The organism is Candidatus Zixiibacteriota bacterium (genome assembly GCA_040752595.1).
GTDB lineage: Bacteria > Zixibacteria > MSB-5A5 > WJJR01 > WJJR01 > JACQFV01.
On sequence record JBFMGX010000025.1, the window covers coordinates 1 to 25,072 of the forward strand.

Below are 25,072 nucleotides of genomic sequence, written 5' to 3' on the forward strand. Positions count from 1 at the left end.
ACGGTGACAACGCCTGGCATGCGTCGTTCCACCAGAAGGCCGAAGCGGGCAGCCCGTACTCGTCATGGCACCTGTACTTCCCGACACCGGGTTCGGCGTTGCACATCGACGACGAGTTGACCAGCACACCGCTGTTCGGCGAGGTGCTGTGGCCGGTCGTGGGCGTGCAAATGAACAATCCGAATCCTGACGTCTATCACGAGTTGGCGCACGGCAGTGAGAGCGACCTGAACGAGCGAATAGTGTACTGGCGGTACGATGGCACGGTTTGGCAGGGCCCGGTCGCCATCGATTCCAATCCCCGGTTGTCTTATTGCATCGCCGCTGACCCCAATAGCCAGAAGGCGGCCATCGGCCTGTGCACGGACCGGGAATTCTCCAGCGGGAATCTGAACATCGCCTACTACGAGTCGCAGACCGAAGGGGCGGGGTGGATTTCCGGGACCGAGTTGGGCCCGGCGAACAAGAACATCATCACGAACTACAACAACCCGACCGGTCCGCAGGCGTGGGGCCACACCTCGGTCCGGTATGACCTGTCGGGGTATCTGCACTTTGTGTGGGATGAGCAGCGCGTAGCCAACCAGAGCTACGACATAAAGATTAACCACTGGTCCGACTCGGCGTTTCAGATTCGTCCGGTCGCGCTGGGGTATTGGGAACATCAAGCAGCAACCGGGACGTTCAATCTCAATTTGGCCAAGCTGACGATGGGGATCGGTGACGGCGGGACGCTTTGTCGGGGTGGCGCGTGGTCGAACGAGAACTATGTGTACGTCGTGTACACCCAGTTTGGCGGCCCCGACGCCGCCAGTCAGGCAGACCATTCCTTGTTGGGGTATTACAACGGCGAATTGTATTTGTCGGTGTCGAATTCCGGAGGCCGTACTTGGGCGCCGCCGGTGAACATCACCAACACCAAGACCCCGGGCTGCAACCCCGGCGCGACCCCGGTGGGCGGCACCAACCCACCGCGTCCAGACTCGGTATGTCGCTCGGAGCACTGGGCCTCCATCGGTCCGTACGTGCACGACATCGACATTTCGTTCATTGAGGACAACGACGCGGGCGGCATTCCGCAGGGTGAGGGGACCTGGCAGATCAACCGGTTCATGTATCTGCGGTTCCCGGGCGGCACGACGGATGCGCCCAACGTATGTCCGGTGATTGCGGCGAACTACGCCGGATTCATCACGGCGATTCCGGAGTGCGAGTACCATGCGGATCGTGGTGCGACGAACGTCGAGACGTTCACGCTGATCAACCTGGGCAACGCGACGATGACCGGGAACATCAGCAAGGTGCTGGGCGCGTCCTGGTTGACTCTGGGGACGAGCGGCCCCTACACGATCAACGCCGGCGATCCGGACATCATCTTTTCGGTGACGATGAGCGCGGTGGGGATCACGACGCAGGGGTTGTATCAGGACACGATCCGGATCACGCACGATGCGCCGAACGTGGCCTCGCCGCAGAAGTATCCGATCGACTTCTTTGTGATTGATGACTTCTTCTGCCCGCAGCAGGAAATCTTGAAGACCGGTGTCGCCAGTCAGGGTTCACTGGCTCTCGGCGTCGAGAGCAATGCGCGTTTCGGCGGCCATGGGGAAGAGGAGGCCGGTCTCTGGCGCTTCGTCGATTCCAGCTTCAGCATCTTCGACGCGTCGCTGCTGGTCGCGCATGGGCCGCAGCCGGTGGGTGACACCACCGTGTTCCATCGCTTCTACAACCGCAATGATCCCGGCCAGTATGGGTTCCGGGCACAGGGGAAACTGATCGTCGACACCTCGAGGTACAGCACGGGCCACGGGTACGCGATGGCCTGCGCCCGCATGGTGACCGCGGACTCATCGGTGGGAGTGACTGCCGAGTGGATCTTTCCACAGCATCCCGACTCGGATGAATTCGTCCTGGCCAGATACAGCTTCTATGGCGACCACGGTGTTACAATCGACAATCTGGTCGCGGGGGTGCTGGCCGACCTGGATGTCGTACCGGCCCGTCGCTACGGATTCGTCCAGAGCGGCGTGGAGAACCAAAACGGCGGCGACGTGCTGAGGAGTCTGGTGTGGCAGCAGGGCACCGACACTGCCGGTCATTCCGCCCCGGATCCGCTGTACACGGCAGAGCGGTATCGTGGCGGCCTGGAGTTCATCGGCCCGGGGTCGTTGATTGGTGCCCGAGTCGGCTGCAATGTCATGGAAGTACAGCCGGGCGGCGGCCCAAAGAGCGAGTGGCTGTATCGCACGTTGGTGTCGCTGTCGGGGATCAACACGCCGTCGTTGCCGGATACCGACCTGTACACGATCATGACGCTTGCCAAGGGTCAGGAGTTGGGCAATCCTCGCAAGGCATACAGCGTAATCGTGGCCCTGATATCGGATACGTTGGATGAGACCAGCTTCAAGGCCTCCGCCGACAAGGCCAGGGCCTATGCCACAGCGATAGGACTGACGTCGGGAAGCACGATGCTGCCGTGCCATGGCGATCCGGAGTGCGATGGGACCACAGACCTGCAGGATGTTGTCTGGACCGTGGAGGTCGCATTCCGCGGTGCAGCATCCACAGCAGATCCGTGCTGCCCGAATCAACGCACCGACGTCGATTGTGATAGCACAACGACTATAGTGGACGTCGTCAGGTTCGTGAACGTCGCCTTCCGAGGTGCGAACTCAAGGACAGAGTTCTGCCACCCATGTCCATGAAGGTCCACTCCCATGCGTAGCAGGATGACGGTACCCCGGGGACGGCACCGGATACTCCGGTGTCCGGGCGGAGGGAGTGATTTTCGGGAACAACTGGTCAGGATTTGTGTATATTGTCCGACAACAGGATGGGGACGCCGCCTGATGATGACCAGAAGACCGACCATGGCATTTGTACTTGCGCTCTTGGCTGTCGTCGCCGCAAGCGTCGGCGGGCCGTGGATCTGTGTACTGGACGATTGCTGCGATGACCCCGTGTGTACCGACGCTTTCTGCGGCCATTGCACTTGCGCGACCACGCTTCTGCTCCCCGGTGATCAACAGATTCTGCCTCAGTGGTCGCAGACCGGTCTTCTGACTCCGGAAGGCGAGACGACCGCCCCGCCGGAACCGGCCTTCGGCCTCTACCGACCACCGCGATTCTCCCTCGCCTGACCTGCACGCGCCCCGACCGGCGCGGCAGCATACCATTTCGCACTGACAGTTGGCTTTCACCCGCTTCGCGGCCTGATCAGCGGAGCGCGTGAAAGCACCTCATAGAAGCTGCCATTGGTGGCGGCACTGAAGGAGCAAGACCATATGTGGAAGCGGATACTGCCTTATGTGCTCGTGCTGGCGCTCGGCATCGGTGTCGGCATCATTCTCTCCTCGCCATCGACCGAATCGGAGTCGTCACACGTGAATGCTGCGACGGCGCCGCATGCCGACACCGATCATGGTGATGCCGTCCACCAAGACCATGCCGGGGAGGAGCTTTCCGATCTCGACCGTTCGGTCGAAGAGCTGCTCAGCGCCACCTGCGAGCACGGCGTCAAGACGTTCGAGTGCGACGAATGTCGCTACGAAACCGGGATCGTGAAAGCCCCCGCCGGCCTCTTTGAGGATGGACTCCTGCACACCGATACCGCGTCCCGACGGCGCGTGGAGACAGCGCTGACCGTCACCGGCGAGGTCCGTTTCGACGAACGACGAGTGGCGCATGTCGGCGCGCAGGTGGAAGGGATCATTCGCGACGTTCATGTCGTGGTCGGCGACATGGTGAGAAAGGGCCAAGCCCTGTTGGGAATCGAGAGCGTCGCCATCGGCGAGGCGGAGGCCGACTATCTGGAAGCGGAAGCGATGCTGCGGCTGGCGCAGAGCAACTACGAACGGGAGGCAGAACTTCGCAAGAAGGGATTCGCGATTGAGAGGGAGTACTTGCAGTCCAAACAGGACTTCGAGACAACTCAGATTCGCGCCAACTCAGCGCTGGGCAAACTCACCCGGCTGGGAATGGCCGAAGTCGATGCCCGGGCGCTGACGCAGGCATCGGCCAACGGCCGAATGGTGCTGCGTGCTCCTCTGGATGGCACAGTGCTGTCCGTGCACGGCGTCTCCGGGGAGGTCGTCGAAGTGGCAGAGGATCTCGCCACGATCGGGGATAACAGCGCGGTCTGGGTGTGGGCGGATTTGTACGAGCAGGACATGGCGCGGCTGGGGCAGATGCAGTGGCCGGACCGAATGCTGGCGGTTGTGACCAGCACGGCCTACCCAGGGGCGGAGTTCCCGGGGACGGTGGACTTCATCAGTCCTCATATGGAAGAGGTCTCGCGAACCGTCAGAGTACGGGTCGCAACCGATAATCCCGGTGGACGGCTCCTGGATGGGATGTTCGTCAACGTGCGGATTCTCCTGCCCGAAAATGAGCAGGCGTTGACGTTGCCGGAAACCGCTGTCTTGGAGGATGAGGGACGCGCGTTTGTCTTCTTGCAACTGCAGGGCAACTACTACCTGCGACGACCGGTGGGCACGGGTCGTCGCTGGGCCGACAGGATCGAGATTGCAGAAGGCCTTACCGGCGGGGAAATCGTAGTCGCCGACGGTTCGTTCCTGCTGAAGTCGGACGTTCTGCGTTCCAAAATGGGTGCGGGGTGCGCCGACTGAGCGAAAGGGAACAATGGGATTCACGACGCTCCTGCTGAACAACCGATTCCTTGTCCTCCTGGCGACAGGTGTTCTGATTGTCGCCGGGGTCGTGGCTTGGGTTCGCCTGCCCATCGATGCCTTCCCCGACGTCACCAACACCCAAGTGATGATCATCACCAAGGCGCCCGGTCTGGCCGCTGTCGACGTCGAGCAGCGGGTGAGTTACCCCATCGAGCAGGTGATGGGAGGATTGCCCAGGGTGAGACAGGTGCGTTCGCTCTCCAAGGCAGAGTTGTCCCAAGTCGTGATCATCTTCGAGGATGGTGTTGAGACGTACTGGACCCGCCAAGTTGTGTTTGAGCGTCTGGCCATGGCGCGCGAGGAGCTTCCCCCTGGGGTGGACCCGGAACTCGGGCCGATCAGCACCGGCCTAGGGGAGATCTTCCAGTACACGCTGGAGGGCGAAACTCAGGACGCCATGGAGCTGCGCACGATCCAAGACTGGCTGGTCGCGCCGCTGCTCAAACCGATCCCGGGTGTGAATGAGGTGAACAGTTTCGGCGGCTACAGGAAGCAATACCAAATCCTGCTCGTGCCGGACAAGCTGCTCAAGTACGGCCTGACCACGAACGACGTGGTCGAGGCCGTGGAACGCAACAACGCCAATGCGGGTGGCGGCGTAGTGGTCCGCGGCTGGGAACAGGTCTACCTGCGGGGCGTGGGACTGCTGGCGGATATCCCGGACGTCGAGCGGATCGTGCTCAAGACCGCCGATGGCGCGCCCGTGTACCTGCGCGACGTGGCCGACGTCGTCATCGGCTCGGAAACGCGTCAGGGTGCCGTCACGCGGGACGGCAATGGCGAGGTTGTCGCCGGCATGATCATCATGCTCAAAGGCGAAAACTCCCAGGAGGTGGTCGGCCGAGTCAAGGAAGCCGTTGCCCGCATCGGAGGCACGCTCCCCCCAGGTGTCCGTATCAACGCGTTCTATGACCGTACATCGCTGATCGAGGCCTGCATCAAGACCGTGGTCGACGCCCTGCTCGAAGGCGGCATCTTCGTCATTGTCGTGTTGTTTCTGTTTGTGGCGGAGTTCCGCACGTCTCTCATCGTCGTCTTTTCCCTACCGCTCACGTTTCTCGTCAGTTTCATCGTCATGGGGCGTGTCGGCCTGACCTCGAACCTAATGAGTCTAGGAGGTCTGGCATTCTCCGTCGGCATGGTCGTCGATGCCTCAATCGTCGTGGTGGAGAACATCCGCCGTCACCTTGCCCACCGACCCGGAACGGAGAGGAAGCGACTGATCGTAGCCGAAGCGGTTGCCGAAGTGGCACGGCCGGTGGGGTTTTCGGTCCTGATCATTGCCATCATCCTCATCCCTCTGTTTACCCTGCAAGGTATCGAAGGCAAGATGTTCGCGCCGCTCGCGTTGACGATGCTGATTGCCCTGCTCGTCTCGCTCGTCGTGGCCCTCACCATTGTGCCGGTGCTCTCGGATGCGGTTCTGAGGCAGGTACCGGAGAGAGAGTTCGGCTTCATCCGCCGTTTCCATAGGGGATATTTGCACCTGCTGGGAAAGGCCATGCTCTATCGCAAGCGGACCCTGGCAATCTCCGGCGTACTGTTGGCAAGCTCGATGGCGCTTGCGCCGTTCATCGGGACAGAGTTCATGCCGCCGCTCGATGAGGGATCGATCGCCATCAACGTCGTGCGTCTCCCGAATGCCTCGCTGGAAGGTGCCGTCAAGGTCTCGGAGTTCATGGAGAAACGGCTGTTGAAGTTCCCGGAAGTGCAGACCGTGGTCAGCAAGACCGGCCGCGCCGAAATCTCCGAGGACCCCATGGGCCCGGAGCAGACCGATGTCTTCATCATGCTCAAGCCGCGAGGGAAATGGGGAACAGGACGCGACAAGAGCGAGCTCGTCGAGGCCATCCAGAAGGATCTGGCGGAAATCCCGGGGCTGCGCTACTCGTTCTCACAACCGATCGCGCTCCGCGTCAACGAGTTGATTTCCGGAGTCAAGAGTGATCTCGCGGTCAAGGCCTTCGGCTCCGACTTGGACGTCCTCAAGGACTTCGCGGACCGTGCCGCAGCGGCGGTTCAGGGCGTTGACGGCGCCCAGGACGTGAAGGTCGAGCAGGTCTCGGGAATGAACCAACTCGACGCCATCATCGACCGCGAAGCCGCCGCGCGATATGGCATCAACGTGACCGCGATCAACGATGCCATCGAGACGGCGATCGCCGGCCGGGAGGCGACCACGCTGATCGAGGGGCAACGGCGATTCGCCGTGCTCGTGCGCTACCCCGAGGGAGCACGGAATGACATTCCCCAGATTGAACGCCTGCTCATCCCCGCCCCGGGAGGCGAACGTGTCCCGCTGGGACAGATTGCCCGACTGCAACTGGTCGAGGCACCGGCCCAGATCAGCCGCGAGAACGGCATGCGCCGCGTCGTCGTGGAGACCAACGTGCGCGGCCGGGACCTCGGTGGTTTTGTGGAGGATGTGCAGGCGAAGATCGCTCCCCTGGCGCGGGAGCTCCCTTCGGGTTACTTCGTCGAGTACGGTGGGCAGTTCGAGAATCAGCAGCGCGCCATGCGCCAACTCACCATTGTCGTGCCCATCGCCCTGCTCCTGATCATGGTGTTCCTCTACATGGCACTGGGTTCGATCTCAAGCTCACTGCTGGTACTTCTCAATCTCCCGTTCGCACTCGTCGGGGGCATTGTCGCGGTCGTCATCTTCGGGATGCCGCTCTCTGTATCGGCGGCGGTGGCATTCATCGTCCTACTCGGAATCGCGGTCCAGAACGGTGTCGTGCTCGTCGCCTTTTTCAAGCAATTGCGCGATCGCGGAGAGAGCGTTGCGGTGACGGTCATGAAGGGTTGTGACCTGCGTTTCCGTCCCCTGCTCATGACCGCGCTCGCAAGTTTCATCGGCCACCTGCCGATGCTGTACGCCACCGGTTCCGGGTCGGACATCCAAAAGCCGCTCGCCGTTGTTGTGATGGGTGGATTGATCACCAGCACGATTCTGACGCTGATCGTGCTGCCGGTGATCTACGGATGGTTCGAGGGCCGACGCGTCGAGACCGAGCTTTAGGAGGTGTGTCGTGAAGGAGATCAAAGCCATCATTCAACCCTACATGGCGGAAGATGCCTGTGACGCTCTGGCGGAGATAGACGGTCTGCCGGGACTGACGATCTCGCAGGTTCAGGGATTCGGCAAGTCCCGCGCGGTCGGCGCTGATGCGGTGATCGAAGAGAACGGCCGCTCCTTCGCGCGAATGACGAAGCTGGAAGTCGTCGTGGCCGATGACATGGCACCCCTCGTCGTCGATGCCATAGCCCGGGCCGCCCACACCGGGAAGCCGGGCGACGGGAAGATTTTCGTCTATGAGGTCTCGGAAGTCGTGAAGATACGCACCGGTGAGCGCGGCAAATCCGCGATCTGAGTAGCACAGCAACCAGCGCCGTGCCGGCAGCACAACTCAGCCCATCAGCGCCGCCTCCCGGCGACGTCGCCAGAACGATAGTCCTGAGCCGAGCGAGACCAAGACACAACCGCTCCAGACGAAGCTGGTCAGGGGCTTGCGGCTGACGGCAAGCACCACGCGCTCCGGGTTCGTCAGTCTTGCCGGTGTATTGGGATCATCGATCTTCAGGAAGACCTGGCGCTGCTCGACATTCATCCCGACAAGTGAGAGCACCAGTTCCGTTCCCGATACGTTGACGGGGAACGGGTGATGCCCGTCACCGGTGATTTCCAGCGCGGGGACAACTGTGGTCGTGTCACCCCCGTGCGCAACGCGGATCACGGCACCAACGCGCATGGCTCCGGTCTGGCTGTGCTCCCCGGTCTCGAAGCGGTCGAACGTCAGATCCCGATCGCCGTAGCGGGCTGAGCTACCCTTGACCAAAGCAACGATATTCGAATCGCCCTCAGGCCGTTCGTGGTCGAGGGGAGCAACATAGAGATCATAGAGAAGGTTCTTCTTCACATACGGCGTACGCATGACCTGCTGCGTGTACTCCGACATGTACAGCTTGGGGCGCGCAGCACAAGTGTCGGCACCACGCGAGAGCGTCAAGTCCAAGTACCCCTCCTCAGCGTGTTTCCCGTCCACGGCGCCGCGGAATGCGATGTCGTAGCCAAAAGCCGAGCCGTGATCGCCGCTGTTGATCTTGAGGCGTTCCTCCCCTGAGTACGCCGATGAGGCGATGATCCCCAGCACCATGATCGCGAACCCGAAATGCGTGAGATGTCCGGCGATGCGCGTCAGGCGAGCTTGAGAAAAACGGACCGCCGCGATCAGATTCGATCCCAACGCCAAGACGGCCACGAAGACCAGGACCGCGTGCGCGAAGACCACCGGCGTCCACAGGATCACGACCAGAGTCGCGACCGTGGCCAGAAGGAACGACGGCATCGCCGCCTTGAACAAGTCACCCCAGCGGATGCGTTCAAACAGCAGGAACGGCGAAAAGCCGAGCACGAGCGCGATGAAGATGCCCAAGGGCAGCGCCACGGCATTGTAGTACGCCGTGGTGACGTTCGCCGGATTCCCCCCGATCCCGGTAAGGATCGGCGAGGAAGTCCCGACCAGAACGAAACCCGCGGTCAGCCCGAACAGGAGTATGCTCAGAACCAGACCGAACTCGCGCGAGTTGACCGCCTTGGTCATCGGTGTCGAAGGCATCGAGCGCGCGCCGAAGACCAACAGCGCAATAGATAGAAACGTGACCCCGATCAGATAGCCGGTCAGATAGACGTTGATCCCCGCGTCGGTGAACGAATGCACCGAGAAATCCGCCAGCACTCCCGACCGTGTCAGGAAGGTCCCATAGACCACGAGCAGGTAACATCCGACCGCCAATAGCAGCGTCGTCTTCCCCAATTGCCCGCGGATGCGGAAGATCAAGAGCGCATGGACCAGCGCCAGACCCATCAACCAGGGCACCAACGAGGCATTCTCCACAGGGTCCCAGCCCCAATACCCGCCCCAGCCGAGGACTTTGTAGGCCCAGAAGCCGCCGATGAAGATTCCCAGCCCGAGCGTCGCCGTCGCGAATGCTGCCCAGGGAAACATGGCGGCCGCCAGTGATGACCACCGCCGCCGCGTGAGCGCCGCCATCGCATATGCGAAGGGAACGGCAAATGCGGCATAACCGACGAAGATGATCGGTGGGTGGACGACCATCCACGGATCCTTGAGCAACGGATTGAGTCCGTTCCCGTCAGGGGGAACCTCGCTTCCCGGTACCGCTGCAAACGGCGATCGCACGTACAGCAGAACCATGAGGAACACCTGCGTGCCCAACAGATACGCCATGGTCAACGCCGTCAGCTCACCGCGCCGCCGCATGACACTCACCGCCAGCACCGCCGTGATCCACGCCCAGAGCAGGAATGTCCCCTCCTGCCCTGCCCAGAAGGCGGAGATCTTGTAGTACAACGGCAGATCACGGGAAGAATTGTGTGCGACGTAGGCGCACTGGAACTGGTCTGTCAGGAATAGTCGAAAGAGCACGCCTCCCGCCAGCGTCAAGAGCAGCAGATGCACGACAACCAGCCGCTCGGCCATGACCGGTCGGTCACCGGAGGTATTGGGGCGCACGTAGTATGTCATGGCACCCAGCACCGCCAGTCCCGCGGCCCACAACAGAATGTTGCCAACAGTCAACAAGTCAGTCGATCCTCCTCACAGCAAGATATAACAAATCCCGCGGCGGGTGTTCCCATTCCGTGCCGCAACAGGACTGTTTTTGTCGAAGCTCTCCTGCGCGGAACGAGGACCTACTGGTTGGTCTTATTGTGGCACTGATCACAGCCGTTGCCGGCGATCCCGGCCGCCGGATCCCAGCGTAACGCAAAGGAGTGGCTGTTGCCGTGCGCTTGATGGCAGCTCAGGCAAAACACGCCGTTCTTCGTGGCATCGACGTGCATGGCGTCGGCATAGATGGTGGCGCCGCTGGTCACAAAGCGCAAACGCGGAGTCACGCCGAAGCCGGCGCCCGTTCCCGCCTCCCAGTGTGCCGCGGCGGTCGTGAAGCGCGGTGCGCCGCCCTGGGCGATGTTGTTCGGTGAGTTGCGCTCGCTCTCATACGAGGGGTGGCGGTTGTGCCACCCGTTCCCGTCGGGGTCAATGTAGGACTCGCCCGAGAAGACGTGGTGGCAGTCGAGGCACATGTTGGAGACTTCGCGCAGATTGTCGGTGTTGTCGGTTCCGTAGGCAATCCGCCCGCTCTCGTAGCGCTGGAGTCCGGCGGCTGAATCTGCTTCGAGAAGCCCGAATTGCGGCTCGCCGCCGGGCCACGAAGCCCACTGCAGATTCCGCGCCCTCCCGTTGCCGTGCGGATTGTGACAGTCAATGCAGGTCACCGACGCCGTAGCGAACTCGCCGACGAAATGGCAGCGATAGCACAATTCCCAATCGCTGGCCAGGTTCCGATCGAGGGAATGGCCGCGCGGATTGCGGACACCGACCGCATCGAAGAACCCCGCCGAGCGCTCGGTCAGACCATTCACGTCCATCCCCATGACATCGGGGATGCCGGCCTGATTGTCATGGCAGGTCAGACAGAGATCGATCGGATCGGCGGTCTTGAGCAGCGCGGGCCCGCCGATCGGGTTCTGGGGATAGCCGCCGAACGGATCGGGAGTCAGATCATCATCCAATTGGTGCTGTTTCGACTGGTGCATCATATGACAGTCCGAGCAGCGCAACGTGGCCCCGTTGTGATAGGTCGAGGACAGACCGGTGATCCCGGCCGACATGGGGTTGAGCAGCGCCCGCCGAAGATGGATCGGCCGCGAGCGGATGTCGACTGTCCCGGATGCTGCCGTCGCAGAAGAGCCGGCCACGGTCAGAAGCACACCGGCAATGACCGACAATCCCAGCCGTAAGAAGGTTGTGGCCAGACGGAGATTCGATGTCATGCTCGATCTTTCAGATGTCATAGTCATTCCGGTCTCTCACGTCTGTGCCTATCACTCCATTCCGCCCTGAACGAAGGCGTCCGCCCAAATCCGAACCCTCGACTCCTCTCCGCAAGAAGGGTGCTGCCATGCGGCAGCACCCTTCCCTGGGTTCCTTTGTGAGACTCAGCTTAGCCCTGCGTATGACAGGCCTTGCAGAGTTCCTTGTACATCGTGCCGTCGCCTTCTTCATCGATCGCCGCATTGCCGGTCGGGTAGATCAGGCCGAAGGCACGCTTGTTGCCATGTCCCTTGTGGCAGGAGAAGCACGACGGCGTCAGATCGGTCGGCGCCGCGGCCCATGCCACGCCCTGGGTTCCCCAATCGCCCGTGGGGCTCATGACCTTGGGGCGATACAGCCGGTTCTTGAACACGGTCAAGCTGGAATGTCCACCACCGAGGTCACCGATATCGATGCCGGCGGTCGGATGCCGGAACCACTCCTCGCCGGCCGGACCCAACTGATTGCGCATGTTGGGCGAGCTGGCGTTCCCGTGGAAGTTCGTGTGGCAGAGCTGGCAGAACTCACCATAGCCGGAGGAATCCGCCGACGGCTCATTGAAGTCGACGTCACCAATGTCGTAACTGGCGGCGGAGTACTCGAAAACGTCCTTCGTCAGATCGTTGGTTCCCACGGCATAGGAAATCGGGGCCGTGAACGAACCCGTCACCGAGTTACCGAGATTGCGGTACGGGTTCGAATTCGAGGACGTGCCGCGACCGTGCGGCTGATGGCAGTCAGTGCACTCGAGCCCATCGGGGTTCGACCACGTTCCACCGGGAGCGACGTCCGTTGCGCCCAGAGTGTGCCCATCCGCGTGGAAGTAGTTCGCCGAGCTGCCGTTGTTCAACGCGCCGGCCTGACGACCCAACGTCAGCGCCGTCCCGCCGTTCTCTTCGAGAACGTCCGGGGCGAAAGTCTGATTGTCGTGGCAGGTCAGGCAGAGCTCGTTGATGTGATTGCGCAGCAGGTAATCGTACGTGCCCGGCGCGGAGCCGATGGCCGTGAAATTACCGCCGCCGTTGGCGTTGTAGCCGTGCTGCTGCGAGGAGTGCATCACGTGACACTCCTGGCAGGACAGCGTGGCTCCCTTGTGATAATCGCCCGCCATGACCGGTACGGCGGCGATCAGCACGAAGGCAGCCACTCCGACGAGAACTCTCTTCATGGAACCTCCTTCGAAAGGTTGACGGTTAACCGCAACAACTAATGCTTGTAACTCCTCGCATTCTCTCCGTCGGGATCGGATGCCACCGCGCCGGCGCGCGTGCTGTCGGACGATGGCGACGCCGCCAAAGCGGCGGGCAGGATGTATTCCTGCACCCGACGCCCGACCCGCTCGGCGACGAACAACTGGGAGACGCCATTACCCGTGACCGCGCTCGGATAGCGCAGATTCCCGGGTCCGGCACCGAATCCACCGATGTACTCAGTGAATTCACCGCTGGCGGCGTAGTGCTTCACAACCTGGCGCAGCGCATCGACCACCCAGAAGGTCCCGTCGGCGGCAAAGAGCACCGCCGTTGGAAACGACAGATCCCCGGGGTCCGTATCGTGGCCGCCGAATCCGAGCGCCAGCGCCCCGGCGGCATCGTAGATCCGCACCGCCGGATTCCCCCGGTAATCGGCGACCGCCACGCGGCCATCGGGCGCCACGCCGATCGCGGTGATGCAGTCGATCTTCTCGGCCGTCGCATCGACAAACAGCGTGCACTCGGAGCCGTCCGTCCGGCAGCGGGCGATGCCGCTGCGCGTGCCGGTGATGCTGACATAGAGCCAGTCGGACCCATGGAGCGCCACCTTCTCCGGGCGACAGGTCGTCTGGTCCCATCCCAGCAAGCCCAGAACATCGATCTGGCCGACCGATTCTCCTCTAATGTTCAGCACGTCGACGCGGTTCGAGAAGAAGTCGGTGATGAAGATCTCGCCATCGGCGGCCACCGCCAGGGAGTTCGGCTCGCCCTGTTGGCGCTGACCGGTCTTCGGATCGGTAAACCAGTGACCGAACGAGAATCGCACAATCCCGGTCGAGTCCATCACGTCGACCATGCGCCGTCCCGCGTCCAAGACGTAGAGCTCGCCTGAGACTGGGTCGGAAGCCAGACCGACGATCGAGCGATAGTCCTGACCCCAGACCGGCTCCCGGTGGATCGCATTCACAAGCCAGGGGCTGGACTGAGCGTGGACCCTGGCAGCACCTGTCCACGGGAACGGAACAAGACACAAGGCGAAGAGCAAAAGCCCCGCCACAAAGGACGCTCCCAGACTCCGCAGATTGTGACTGCAGTCACACGTAGAGACAAGCGATATGGCGCGGCGAGGGAGGCTCACGAGACTTTCTCTTCAATCGTTCTCGAAAGACGTCCGTCGGAGACGGTCTTGAAGTCCGCAGTAGTAACTCGGGTTGTTTTCGACGGCCTTTCGGCTATTCCGCCTCTTTTCTGTTATCTTTTTCACGTGTCCCAGCGGCGTGTAACACAGTCACAACAACCAACAACGACCCCCGGTTCCCGTCTGATCGACTACGCTCTGAGTCTGCGCCAGTAATCCGCGGTACAAGACGGTGGTACGGTCAAGCACTCGCCGGTGACCATCCACCGGTCAGAACCTAAGATGAGGCTAAATCGGACAAAAGTCAATAACAATTGTGAAAGAATTCTCACGCCGGATTTCGTCGGGTTTGTCAGTGGACATCCTGCACGTGTGGATCGCGGCGACATAAGCGATTGTGACACTGTGGGTTGGCGCCACGATTCGGTGTGCGGCAGCCGATCAGCCAAGGCACACTATCATCATTCCTTGTGCCGAGGCTCGCGAGGAATGGTTTAGATGACTTTTTGCCTAAGAATTTGCTCTGATCTTCTCACGATGAATTGAGTTGGGGTTGCTCCCCCGTTTCCGGCCAGCCTAGGCTATCCTAACTGCCGCCTCGTATCTCATTGCGGGACAGCATGAAGATTCAGGATGCCGGGATTCACGGACCTCGGGGAGCGTGTGTGCTTGTAGCGGGGGTGGACAGGGTGGAAAAAAGCGTGAAGAATAGGGGCCTATATTGTAGACAGAGCGGAGATTATATCACTCCTGATAGCGCTTGACAGGCGCCGGGGACGCGGATTCTCTAACAGGAACCAACTCGTCCAGCGGTCAAAAGCCGTCAGAAGGAAGAAATCAGACAGGGTGTCGAACGGAGAACCCGCATGAAGTTGTGCACGGCCTTGTCTGCCAAGCGGCCGGAAAGGCGCGTAATGTCATGTTCGACGCCAAGACCGAAGAGCCATTCACCGTCGGAACCGACGGCATGCAATGTCTCAGACCAGATCGCTTTCCCGCTGCTGACCGTCACGAGTTGAAACGAGCAATCCACAACAGGGATACGCCCGGAATAGGGATCGTCGAATGTCTCATAGGCCAGGAGTGAACCGATCAAGAAATAGTCCGCCTCCAGCCCTTCCCCCAAACGGCGACGCTGCTCGTCCTCCATCAGAAACGGTTGGCGGATCCGAGCCCGCAAGAGCCCTGATTCGACCGTGCCGGGGCTGATCAATTCGACCTCGGTCGCCTGGAGAATCGCATTCTGAAGCAGCCGGACGAGCACGCGTGAGCCCTCTTCGGACTCAGCGAGGTTCTCCAACGGCAGGACCGCGATGCGGGGATGTATCGGCTGAAGAGTGACCTTCTGGATGCCGATTTGCGTCTCCCCGCAGGAATCGACTCCGGTCCAGATGCGCAGGATCACAGTGTCGGCGCCCCCATAGGCCGGCACGGAATCCGTAAACCTGATTGCTGTTCCCCCGCACCCGCCCTCCGCTTCCGCCAGACCGGTCAACTGCGTGTCGTCGGCACGGTTGCAGGGGACTCGAATATCGGCAGGGATGCGCAAACTCAGCGGATTCGCCGAATCGGTTTGGGCGTGCGGAGAGACCAAGTCCACAGAACCGAGGAACATGGCTGCCGCGGCCAAACCCAGACGCCAACGTGGTGTGCTTGCCGCCGGCATCACAGCGTCTCCAAGGCGCGGCGACACAGTTTGGTCGCCAACTCGCTCAATGTGTGTGTTTCCCCGAAGGAGAAGATGGGGAACTTCGGCCCCCCACGCTCCCCGACCGAGACGTCCCAGACGATGCGACCGGTCGGCGCATCCACAAGCTGCAAGGAGAATGCAACCATTGGAAACTCGGTCTGACCAACACGTTCCATGCGGTAATCACGCACGGTGCCCAGCAAGATGCCCTGCGCGCCGGTCTGTTGACCGAGTTCTCGCAGCGCCGTACTGTCGAGGGCACGATCCACCGGGAGATTCAATCGCGAGCGAACGTCTGTCTCGGCCTTCTCGAACTGCCCCGGCGGCACCAGCTCAAACTCCCCACGCTTCAAAAGCTCCGTCACCAGAATGCGTTGAATCCTCAGCCCGGCGCGTGGGTCATCGGTCAATGTCACAAGCTGGGACACGCCGATGCGCTGGTAGAATCCCAGGTCGGCCTCGGGATTCAAGTATGCGCGCGGCGACGCGCAGCCCCACAGCAGGAGCAGGCACGCGACCACGAGCGAGCCGCCGATGGTCGCGGCGCCGACGCTCCGGTTCTTTGGTTTCTGCATGACTGACACATTGTCTCCTTGGTGCTTGCGACGGAATCGACCGATCATACCGCGACCTGACCGCGACATGATCTCAGAATCCTGGTGTATCTGACATCGTACCCGGCGCCCTCTGAGCATGTCCGCTATCCTGTACTCTCCTCAGAACTGCGTCGACAGACCGACGCCCCAAATCGAACCGGGGTCGGCCCCACCACCGGAACGATACGTGTAGCCTGCCGTGGCCGTTGTGCGGGGTCCCAGCCACACCAACAGGTCAACCAGAAGCGTCCGCGTGGCCCGACGGGTCGAAGTCCCCGTGGCACCCTCCGTCACCGGGACGGCAATCCGACGGGAGTAGTTGATGCCGAGGTTTCCGAACGAGGGCCAACGATACGTTCCGGTCAACGTCCACCCGTTGTCCCAGGCCCGGCTGACGCGCCGGTTGCGCGTCCGGGTCACGCCGCCGGTCAGACTCAGATTCTGATCCGGAGTGTACTGGAGGTTTCCGGTGAGATTCTCATCGGCGCCGTGAAAACGATCCCATGCGGTGGCCGTCGCCAGGGTCGTGTAGCCCAGTTGGCACTGAACCTTCGCTGTCGGATACAGGCGCGAGTAGACATTCAGGTTGGCCGAGTACCGGTCCGTCTGGGCACCGTGACGATCGGCGAGTGACATCTCCGTCGACCATTCCGCGTGACGATGTGGACGCCCGCGCAGCGCCAGAAAGTAGGCGTCGTTGTAGCGTGTTGCGGTCGGCGCACCCACGTAGTAGAGCCGATACACCGTGGCGAGAATGCGAATCTGCCGGTAGAATCGTCCCTCCGTCGACACGCGCCCCTGCCAGTAATCCGTGCGGCGGGCCGGCTGATCCCGCCGCTCCTCGGTGTCCTCAATGTAGCGGGAAAGCACCACCGTCAAGGGCTTCCAGGGATTCAGATTCATGGCGCCGGAGGCCAGACGGTCGTTCGTGCGGATGTCCTCCCCCGTGGCGGACGTGCGCCGGTGCAGAAAGCGTCTGCTGTACTGGAACGCCCAGTTCATCCACGGCGTCGGCTGGCCGGTGAGTGAGGCGTTCGGCACATGTTGATCCTGCTCTCCCGATCCCAGGTTGGGACGATGATCCCAGTTGCGGTCATAACTGTAGCCGACATTCAGACGATGGCGCCCAAGCAGTGTCCGTTCGGCAGACAGCGAGAGTCGATAGACCTCGAGCATCTGCGCGGTTGTATCGCGGGCCGTACGGATCTGTCGGGAGTAGCCGGCGGCCAAGGCCACTCCCACCGGCGCCCAGGTCAGCGAGTACGAATGCCAACGGTCCCGGGCGATCCCTTCGGCGCTCTTGCTTTCGGTGCCACGCAGAAAGTCGTACGTGAGTCGCGGCCACCGGGCCGGCTGGACGAAGATGCTCGATCGCCAGCGGCGCACGCGATTTCGACCGGAGTCACTCCCCAGACGGAGGGTGTAGGGTTCATATGACAACCGCCAGCCATATCCGTAGCCGGACAGCAACCACTCGTAACGCGGTCGGACATCCACCGGCTGTCCGGCGCTGGCCGTTCGATAGGCGAGGTCCGTGCTGAACAACAGGTCGTTCTTGTAGAACAGGCGCCCGGAGTAGCGCAAGTAATACTGTTCCGTCAGCGTGCCGATCCGCTCGTCGCTGTTCTCTCGGGGAGGTATGTTCTGGTAATCCAGGCGCATCGAGCCATTCCACACCTGCCCCCAGGCGTTGCTGATTCCGGCCGCGAACTGGGCGAGGAGAAGAAGAACCAAGACGAACACGGCCCCGCTCCCGCGCGGTAGGTGGCCCGCGCCCGGAAGCACGCCTCACTCACCTCCGGAAGGGTTGTGAACGTTGAATCCGCCGGGACTCGCGTAGTCCCTGCCATGACAGTCGTAGCAGTGCTTCGTCTCATAGGATCGATGCGGGTACTCATTCGGCAGCGTCTTCGGCCGGACCCCTTCGACCATCCCGCCCGAACCACTGAGATCCGGGTAGGCATGACATCCGGTACAGAAACGACGCACCTGCACCGAATCGGTACGTATCGCCGTCAACCCATACCACCCGGGCCGCTGGTCAGACAGCAGAAAGGCATTGGGGTGCTGTCCGTCGCTTCCCATCGAACCATGGGCGTTGTGGCAATCGTAGCAGGGCAGACGATCCCCCTTTTTGACCGCGCCGCGGGTCTCATCGATGGCGTGGCCGGCCCGGCTCGACCCTGTGGCCGTGCGGCTGTAGAGGTCGGCGATCCGGCGCGATTCTGGCGACATCCCCGAAGGGCCGTTCGGTCCGTGGCAGTTGAAGCACAGCGCATACTCGGGGGGCGCGCCGTTGGTCGCGGCCCCAGCGATCGGTCCATACGCCTTGGTCAACTGACCATAGGGTCCGGCGCCATTGTGAGGATCATGACAGTTCAGACAGGCGCCGCGACCGGTCCCATCCAGGCGAGGCATCGCAGGACTGGCATAATGCCGTGAGTACGTGAGGTTCTCCCAGATCAACCGCCCCGGCCAGCGCACGCGGTTGTTTGAGCCGGACGTTCTGTCACCTCCACTATTGGCCTCGAAGTAGCCGTGGTAGGGATGCTGATCGGGGAAGCGATCCTCTTCCTGTGCCGGATACCCGGCGCTCCCGCCCGTCGGGCGGTTGATGTGACACCCCTCGACGCCGCTGGTCGAGTAACAGAGCGCATTGTCGTTGGGTGCAAAGAGGTTCTGTACCTGCGGCTCTGTCTCCGCATGTGAAATGTGGCAATGACGGCAGTCGCCGCGCGGGACGCTGGGATCGCGGAAGACCCCGGTCATCGGCGATAGATGTGCCCCCTCGTAGGGCAGGTCGGGAGGCGCCTTCGTCTGACCGCGCAGGTCGCCCTCGACGACGACCAGCACGACAGCGAGCACCGACAGGGCGATCGCGGCGACGTCTCGCATTGGCGTTCCGCCCATCATTACTTCTCCCCTTTCCCGTGCGGCGCGGAGGTGTCGTGGCAGCGCACGCAGAGCTCCCGCCCGGGATCACCGAGCAAGAGCGCCGTATTGTCGGAGCTGTGCGGCGAATGGCAACTGGTGCAGACGAGCGGGTCGCCACGCGGATCCTTGACCGCACCCCCCATCGGATGGAAATGCGTCTTGGATGCATCTTCATGGCAGGTCAAGCATAGCTCCATGATGTCATCATCGGTCAGAAGTCGCGCGTTGCTGCCACCGTGCGGCGTGTGGCAGGTGGCGCAATTCTCCTTGGCCGGGGGATGCACATGAGTCCGCGTGAGACTCACGGTCGGATGGCAGCCGAGGCAGACGGCGAACCCGCTTTGGCGCAAGAGGGCCGGCGTGTCGCCGACGTGCGGCGAATGGCAGGCCATGCATTGGGCACTGTCGGCCATGGCCAAGTGCGGGACCGGGTTGCCGTCGATCTCCGCCAACGTCGCCGCATGACACTTCCCGCAGAGCGCGCGATCCCCTTTGATCTTGTGCGTGGCTCCGGCGGAATGGCAACTGTTGCAAGTACGGGCCTGGAAGGGCTGGTGCTCAACCCGCTTGAGCAGTGCCGCCGTCCCCACGGGAGCGGCATGCGGATCGTGGCAGGACATGCAATCGCCGCTCCGGCCACCCGGATGGGCGGCGCGCCACTTGTCGGTCGCCAGATCATGGCATCGGGCACACAGTTGATTGGGCGCGGCGCACAGCAGCATCGGTTCCGCCGACGCATGGCCCGCATGGCAGGCCAGGCACCCCTTGTCGAGCGCCCCATGTCGCTGTCCCTTGTCGAGCCGCTCCTTCATCGCCGTATGACATCCCAGACACAGGGCGTTCGGCGACTGCACCAACAACCGGGCATTCTCCGACCCATGGGGGGCATGACAGGATCGACACATCCCCTGCACGTAGGGTGGATGCTGGTTCGGCTCCTTGGCGGTCTGGTGACATTGGCGACAGAGCCCCGGGGCATCCGCCACGAGGAGCTTCTCGTAGTTGGCGGTGTGGGCGCCATGACACGAGGTACATTCGCCGTCCTTGGCCGGTGCGTGGACCGTCGCCAGGGATAACTGGGCGCCGGTTTCCTCATGGCAGTTCAGGCACAGACCCGGCTGTGGCTCATTGAGCGTCGCGCTCCCGGCGGCGGAGTGACATGCTTCGCAGTTGCCCTCTGAGAACGGGGCATGCTTCAGTCGACGCAAGAGTCCGCGCTGGCCGGACGCGTGCGGATCGTGGCACTGCGTGCAGCCACCTGTCCCCGCATTGATCCCTTGATGGGCCGGGTTGCTCTGGAGACTGGCCAACGCGTGACACTCCTGGCAAAGATCGGCGGCGGGCTTCAGCAGCAGATTCGCCTCCGCCGATTCGTGCGGCGCGTGGCAAATGCGGCAGTCGCCCTTCTTCACCGGCGAATGCAGGACCGGCTGGTCCCGCCACGCCTGCACCTGGTCACGATGGCAGGTCTGACAGAGACTCACGTCGGTGCTGTCCAACTTCGGGTAGCGCAGAACTGCGCCCATCGGTGTCGGCTCGACCTGTCGACGTGGCCCCAAAAGCCCCTTCCGATCGCTGCCGTGGGGATTGTGGCAGCCGCTGCATTCGCCCGACGCGAACGGGGCATGCACCGATCGGCTGCCGGCCTCCGGTGCTGCCGTATGGCAATCTCTGCACAGATCTCCCTGATTCTTGAGTAGCAGGTTCGCCGCCGGAGCTTCGTGCGCCCCATGACAAACCGCGCAATCCTCTGCCGGTGAGTGTTGGACCGGCCCGGCCACGAAATGCGCGATGTTCTGGTGGCAACCAAAGCACAAAGACGGGATCTCGGCGCGCAGGTTGTGCCCCGGACCGGCGTGTGGGTCGTGACAGAAGAAGCAGTCCCCCTGTTTGACCGGCTCGTGCGACACCATCATTGGCGTCAACTCCGGCTCATGGCAACCCGAACAGGTCGACCGCGGATCGGTCAGCAGCAGCGCCGGTTGGGTGCTTGTATGGGGCGCATGGCAATCCCGGCACGCCAGTCCCGCGGACTCGAGGTGGCTGGAATGGACATACTTGTCCTGCCCATGGCACCCAAGGCAGAGTTGATCGCCCGCGGACTTGAGCAACTTCGGTTGGTCGGCGCCGTGCGGGTCGTGGCAGGCCTGACATTGTCCGGCCTTGACCGGCGCATGCACGCTCGGCGCTCCAGCCAATTGCTGGGCGCTCATCTCCTCATGACAGCCCTGGCAGAGCTCTGCCACACCCCCGCGCAGGAGTTCCGACCGGCTGGAACGGTGGGCGGAGTGGCAGGTGTAGCACTCGCCACCGGCCGCAGGGGCATGGGGAACGGCCTTGGCCAACTTCGTTTCGATGTCGTCATGGCAGGGTTGGCATCCGCTCCATGTCGAGTCCGCCGGACCGATACTCCCCCCGGCCGTCGTAGCTGTATGGCAGGCATCACATTGTCCCGCGCCGACCGGCTGATGGACCCGATCGCCGACAAGCTTTGGACGAGTGGAGCGATGTGGATCGTGGCACCCGGTGCAGGTCAGTCCGGTCATCACGAGACTGCGACTCGCGTGCGCCGACGCCGTCTTCTCCCCGGGGTGACAGGACCCACACAGGGAATCAACATCCGACTTCAGAAGGCCGGTGTGAGTTCCGGCGTGACTCTCATGGCACACCTGGCAGCGCCGCTCGCCAAACGGCGCATGCGCGACCGGGTGTCCGGTGGTGTCCTTGAGATTTTCGTGACAGACGAAACAGGCCAGACCGCCGTCCACCTCGCGCAGAAGCCCCGGACGATCCGAGGCATGAGGATTGTGACAGGTATTGCACAGGCCCTCGGTCACGGCCGGATGAACGACCGGCCCGCTGCGGGCCAGAGTCGAATCGAAATCGGTGTGGCAGAGCGTGCACAGCGCCTTGCCCGTCTTCTTGAGCACCAGCATGTTGGCGAAGCCGTGACGCAGGTGGCAGGCCTCGCAGTCCTCTTTGGCGACCGGGGCGTGACGGTACTTGCGGTTGTATTCCCCGGCCTTCTCCTGGTGGCAGGAGTAGCAGGATTTTGGCTGGGCCCGTATGACGGCGGGGACCGCGACCAGAAGCAATAAGCTGGCCGCCAACAGAATCACGAATCGGGTCGGGTGTCTCACGGTCGCATGGCCCTCACAACATCGCCGTTTAAGGGACGCAAAATTCGACAAAAAAGCAAGTGAATCGGTTCTCAAGACCACAGTTTTTGTCCCGATAGTGTCGACCTCCCGCTGTGCCGTGTCATCGGGCACGGCGGCCGCCTGCCGCCGCTCCACGTCCGAGAATCCATCCGACTGATCGGCCCTCGGCTGAAACCTATTGGGCGATAACACGTAGGCAACTGGAGGTTCGATCCGGAAAAGGGTTGAACCGGGACTCTGGGAATACGTACCTTCGCGCACAAGCTACCCGTCCCTCACCGGGAGTGGATGACAGAGGCAGCAAACCGGCAACAAGCCATACACAAGGAGGCATGATGCACAGATTGCGTACGCTGGTGGTTTGGGTCGCGGTCCTGATCGTGGCCGGAATCGGCAGTGCCATGGCCGACGAAGGGATGTGGCCGCTCTTCGAGCTGAACAAGATCGATCTGTCCGCCCTGAAGGCCCGCGGCATGCAACTCACCCCGGAACAGATCTTCAATGAGCAGGACGGTGGGATCTCCGCCGCGGTCGTCCAAGTCGGCGGTGGAACCGGATCGTTCGTCTCTACCGACGGGCTGATCATCACCAACCACCATGTCGCCTTCGGCGCCATCCAGCAACAAAGCAGCGTCGACCAGAACTACCTCCGCGATGGTTTCTGGGCCAGGACCCGTGCCGAAGAGATCCCTGCCATCGGCTACCAGGCCTTCATCACCAAATCGTTCCGCGACGTGACGAAGGAAGTCCTCTCGGCAGCCAAGCCCGGCATGTCCGACTTGGAGCGATATAAGGCGATCGACAAGAAGAAGTCGGAGATCGTCAAGCGCGAAGAAAAGGCGGGCGGCGACGTTCGTTGCTGGGTCGCGACCTTCCACTCCGGATTGCAGCACGTTCTGGTCACATCGTTCCGCATCCAGGATGTGCGTATCGTCTACATCCCACCACAGGCGATCGGTGAGTTCGGCGGCGATATCGACAACTGGATGTGGCCGCGTCATACCGGCGACTTCTCCTTCCTGCGCGCCTATGTGGCGCCGGACGGCAAGTCCGCGACCTATTCTGAGCAGAATGTGCCGTACAAGTCCACCACCTACCTGACCATCTCCTCGGCACCGCGCGCCGAAGGCGACCTGACGCTGATGCTCGGCTATCCGGGCGGCACGTACCGCTATCGGGATTCGTACTCGATCAATGAGCACGTCAACTACAACCATCCCCAAACGATCAAGGACTTCACCGAGCTGGTCGCCCTGTTGGAGGAGGCCGGACGCAACGACTCGACGACCGCGCTCAAGGTCGCCGGGACCATCAAGGGCCTCAACAACGCTTTGAAGAACAGCCAGGGCGTGCTCCGCGGCCTGCGTCGAGCGAATCTCCTCGACGTCAAGCGCAAACAGGACGCCGACCTGACCGCGTTCATCAAAGCCGATCCCGCGCGGGTCAAGAAGTACGGCGACATCCTCCCCAGCATCGCTGTGCTGTATGCCGACCTTGACAATTGGCGGGAAAAGCAGCGGCTGATCGGGCTTCTGGGTTTCACCGACCACTACGGACTGGCGCAGACACTGTACAAGTGGAGCATCGAAAAGGCCAAGCCAGATGCCGAGCGTGAACCGGGATTCATGGAACGCAACGTGGCCAACCTGAAGCGCAACTTGGAGGAAGCGCAGTACACGCTGGCACCCTCTGCCGACCGCCGTGTACTGGAGTACCTGACCTGGCGCGTCATACGCCTTCCCGCCGGTCAGCGCATCAAGGGGATGGATAAGAACATCACGCTTACTGCCGGCAGCGACACCGCCGCCGTCATCAACTCCTTTATCGCCAATCTCTTCGACCACACCAAGATCGGCACCGCCGAGGAACGTCTCAAGATGTTCGACATGACGACCGCCCAACTGATGGCGCTGAATGACCCATTCCTCAACCTGGCGCGCGACATCTACGACGACAACGAGGAGATCATCAACCGCAACAAGGCCTTCGGTGGCGCCGTCGAACGGCTGCGGCCGCGTTACCTTGCGGCTCTCTTAGAATGGAAGCAGGGATCAATGTACCCGGACGCCAATGGCACCATCCGCCTCGCCTACGGCGACGTCGAAGGGTACATGCCGGCCGACGCCGTCACCTACAAGTTCATCACGACGTTGGCGGGAGTCATTGACAAGGAAACGGGCGAAGAGCCCTTCGCCAGCCCGAAGGCCCTTCTGGATGCCTACAAGTCCGGTGACTTCGGCAAGTACAACGACCCGAGCATCGGCGGCGTACCGGTGAACTTCCTCACCACCGATGACGGCACCGGCGGCAATTCCGGCAGCCCGGTCATGAACGGCAAGGGCGAGTTGATCGGTCTCGATTTTGACTCGAATTGGGAAGGCGTCGCGGGCGACTACTTCTTCGATCCCCCCGTCAAACGCAGCATCGTCGTCGACATCCGGTATGTCCTGTACATCTTGGACAAGGTTTATCACGTCCAAGGTCTGTTGGATCAACTGACGATCCATTGACCCTGGCGTATCGTGGTGGGGAAACGGGAGGCCCGTGCCAATCGGCACGGGTCTTTCTCCTTGTGAGCTGATTTCCAGTGTGCGATCTTATACTCTGCACTTGACGGCAAGATCTCACCGGGATTGTCCCTTTCATGTCCTGTGTCAGACAAATTCGGCCAAAAAAGTTGATGGTCTGACGCCGGCCTCCGCGCGGTTGTGACGAAGCCTTCTCTGCCTCGCCTGTTCAACTTTCTCCCGATACTCTTCCAACAACCTGG

Annotated in this window: 15 protein-coding genes; 6 read left to right on the top strand and 9 right to left on the bottom strand. The window is 62.0% G+C overall.

Annotated elements, in window-relative coordinates; all coding sequences use genetic code 11:
• The 5 genes from AB1792_07190 to AB1792_07210 form a co-directional block, all read left to right on the top strand.
• Positions 1-2,705: hypothetical protein (locus AB1792_07190; GenBank protein ID MEW5701996.1), on the top strand; the 2,705-nt coding region annotated here is incomplete at its 5' end.
• A gap of 165 nt (positions 2,706-2,870) precedes the next feature.
• Positions 2,871-3,140, top strand: coding sequence for a hypothetical protein (locus AB1792_07195; GenBank protein MEW5701997.1), 270 nt, complete (start codon positions 2,871-2,873; stop codon positions 3,138-3,140).
• 144 nt (positions 3,141-3,284) lie between these two features.
• On the top strand, positions 3,285-4,628 hold the full coding sequence (locus AB1792_07200) for an efflux RND transporter periplasmic adaptor subunit (GenBank protein ID MEW5701998.1): 1,344 nt from the start codon (positions 3,285-3,287) through the stop codon (positions 4,626-4,628).
• Between the two features lie 13 nt (positions 4,629-4,641).
• Positions 4,642-7,713 (top strand): CusA/CzcA family heavy metal efflux RND transporter, encoded by a 3,072-nt coding sequence (locus AB1792_07205; protein MEW5701999.1) that lies wholly within the window; start codon positions 4,642-4,644, stop codon positions 7,711-7,713.
• Between the two features lie 10 nt (positions 7,714-7,723).
• Positions 7,724-8,065 (top strand): P-II family nitrogen regulator, encoded by a 342-nt coding sequence (locus tag AB1792_07210; GenBank protein MEW5702000.1) that lies wholly within the window; start codon positions 7,724-7,726, stop codon positions 8,063-8,065.
• Between the two features lie 36 nt (positions 8,066-8,101).
• Here AB1792_07210 and ccsA read toward each other — a convergent pair whose 3' ends face one another.
• The 9 genes from ccsA to AB1792_07255 form a co-directional block, all read right to left on the bottom strand.
• Positions 8,102-10,294: a cytochrome c biogenesis protein CcsA gene (gene ccsA / locus AB1792_07215; GenBank protein ID MEW5702001.1), complete on the bottom strand. Its 2,193-nt coding sequence runs from the start codon at positions 10,292-10,294 to the stop codon at positions 8,102-8,104.
• A 113-nt stretch (positions 10,295-10,407) separates the two neighbouring features.
• Positions 10,408-11,550, bottom strand: a complete 1,143-nt coding sequence (locus AB1792_07220) for a hypothetical protein (GenBank protein ID MEW5702002.1) — start codon at positions 11,548-11,550, stop codon at positions 10,408-10,410.
• 170 nt (positions 11,551-11,720) lie between these two features.
• A complete protein-coding gene (locus tag AB1792_07225; protein ID MEW5702003.1) occupies positions 11,721-12,758 on the bottom strand; it encodes a hypothetical protein in 1,038 nt (345 codons plus the stop codon).
• 38 nt (positions 12,759-12,796) lie between these two features.
• Complete coding sequence (locus AB1792_07230; GenBank protein MEW5702004.1) at positions 12,797-13,750, bottom strand: NHL repeat-containing protein; 954 nt, start codon at positions 13,748-13,750, stop codon at positions 12,797-12,799.
• A 994-nt stretch (positions 13,751-14,744) separates the two neighbouring features.
• Positions 14,745-15,587: a hypothetical protein gene (locus AB1792_07235; protein MEW5702005.1), complete on the bottom strand. Its 843-nt coding sequence runs from the start codon at positions 15,585-15,587 to the stop codon at positions 14,745-14,747.
• A complete protein-coding gene (locus tag AB1792_07240; GenBank protein ID MEW5702006.1) occupies positions 15,587-16,186 on the bottom strand; it encodes a hypothetical protein in 600 nt (199 codons plus the stop codon). Before AB1792_07240 ends, AB1792_07235 begins: the two co-directional genes overlap by 1 nt.
• 141 nt (positions 16,187-16,327) lie before the next feature.
• The gene (locus AB1792_07245) at positions 16,328-17,950 is read right to left on the bottom strand and encodes a hypothetical protein (protein ID MEW5702007.1); all 1,623 of its coding nucleotides are present in this window, start codon (positions 17,948-17,950) and stop codon (positions 16,328-16,330) included.
• Positions 17,951-17,995: 45 nt separating this feature from the next.
• On the bottom strand, positions 17,996-19,120 hold the full coding sequence (locus AB1792_07250) for a cytochrome c3 family protein (protein MEW5702008.1): 1,125 nt from the start codon (positions 19,118-19,120) through the stop codon (positions 17,996-17,998).
• Complete coding sequence (locus AB1792_07255) at positions 19,120-22,281, bottom strand: cytochrome c3 family protein (protein MEW5702009.1); 3,162 nt, start codon at positions 22,279-22,281, stop codon at positions 19,120-19,122. Before AB1792_07255 ends, AB1792_07250 begins: the two co-directional genes overlap by 1 nt.
• Before the next feature lie 356 nt (positions 22,282-22,637).
• On the opposite strand from AB1792_07255, the gene AB1792_07260 reads away from it, so the two are divergent.
• Positions 22,638-24,812, top strand: a complete 2,175-nt coding sequence (locus tag AB1792_07260) for a S46 family peptidase (protein MEW5702010.1) — start codon at positions 22,638-22,640, stop codon at positions 24,810-24,812.
• The last annotated feature ends 260 nt before the right edge of the window (positions 24,813-25,072 follow it).

Excerpts from the sequence above, each read along its gene's own strand:
- AB1792_07205 (MEW5701999.1), top strand. The coding sequence starts at position 4,642 with ATGGGATTCACGACGCTCCTGCTGAACAACCGATTCCTTGTCCTCCTG.
- AB1792_07195 (MEW5701997.1), top strand. The coding sequence starts at position 2,871 with ATGGCATTTGTACTTGCGCTCTTGGCTGTCGTCGCCGCAAGCGTCGGC.
- AB1792_07220 (MEW5702002.1), bottom strand. The coding sequence starts at position 11,550 with ATGACATCGAATCTCCGTCTGGCCACAACCTTCTTACGGCTGGGATTG.
- AB1792_07200 (MEW5701998.1), top strand. The coding sequence starts at position 3,285 with ATGTGGAAGCGGATACTGCCTTATGTGCTCGTGCTGGCGCTCGGCATC.
- AB1792_07240 (MEW5702006.1), bottom strand. The coding sequence starts at position 16,186 with ATGCAGAAACCAAAGAACCGGAGCGTCGGCGCCGCGACCATCGGCGGC.
- AB1792_07225 (MEW5702003.1), bottom strand. The coding sequence starts at position 12,758 with ATGAAGAGAGTTCTCGTCGGAGTGGCTGCCTTCGTGCTGATCGCCGCC.
- AB1792_07250 (MEW5702008.1), bottom strand. The coding sequence starts at position 19,120 with ATGATGGGCGGAACGCCAATGCGAGACGTCGCCGCGATCGCCCTGTCG.
- AB1792_07260 (MEW5702010.1), top strand. The coding sequence starts at position 22,638 with ATGCACAGATTGCGTACGCTGGTGGTTTGGGTCGCGGTCCTGATCGTG.
- AB1792_07235 (MEW5702005.1), bottom strand. The coding sequence starts at position 15,587 with ATGCCGGCGGCAAGCACACCACGTTGGCGTCTGGGTTTGGCCGCGGCA.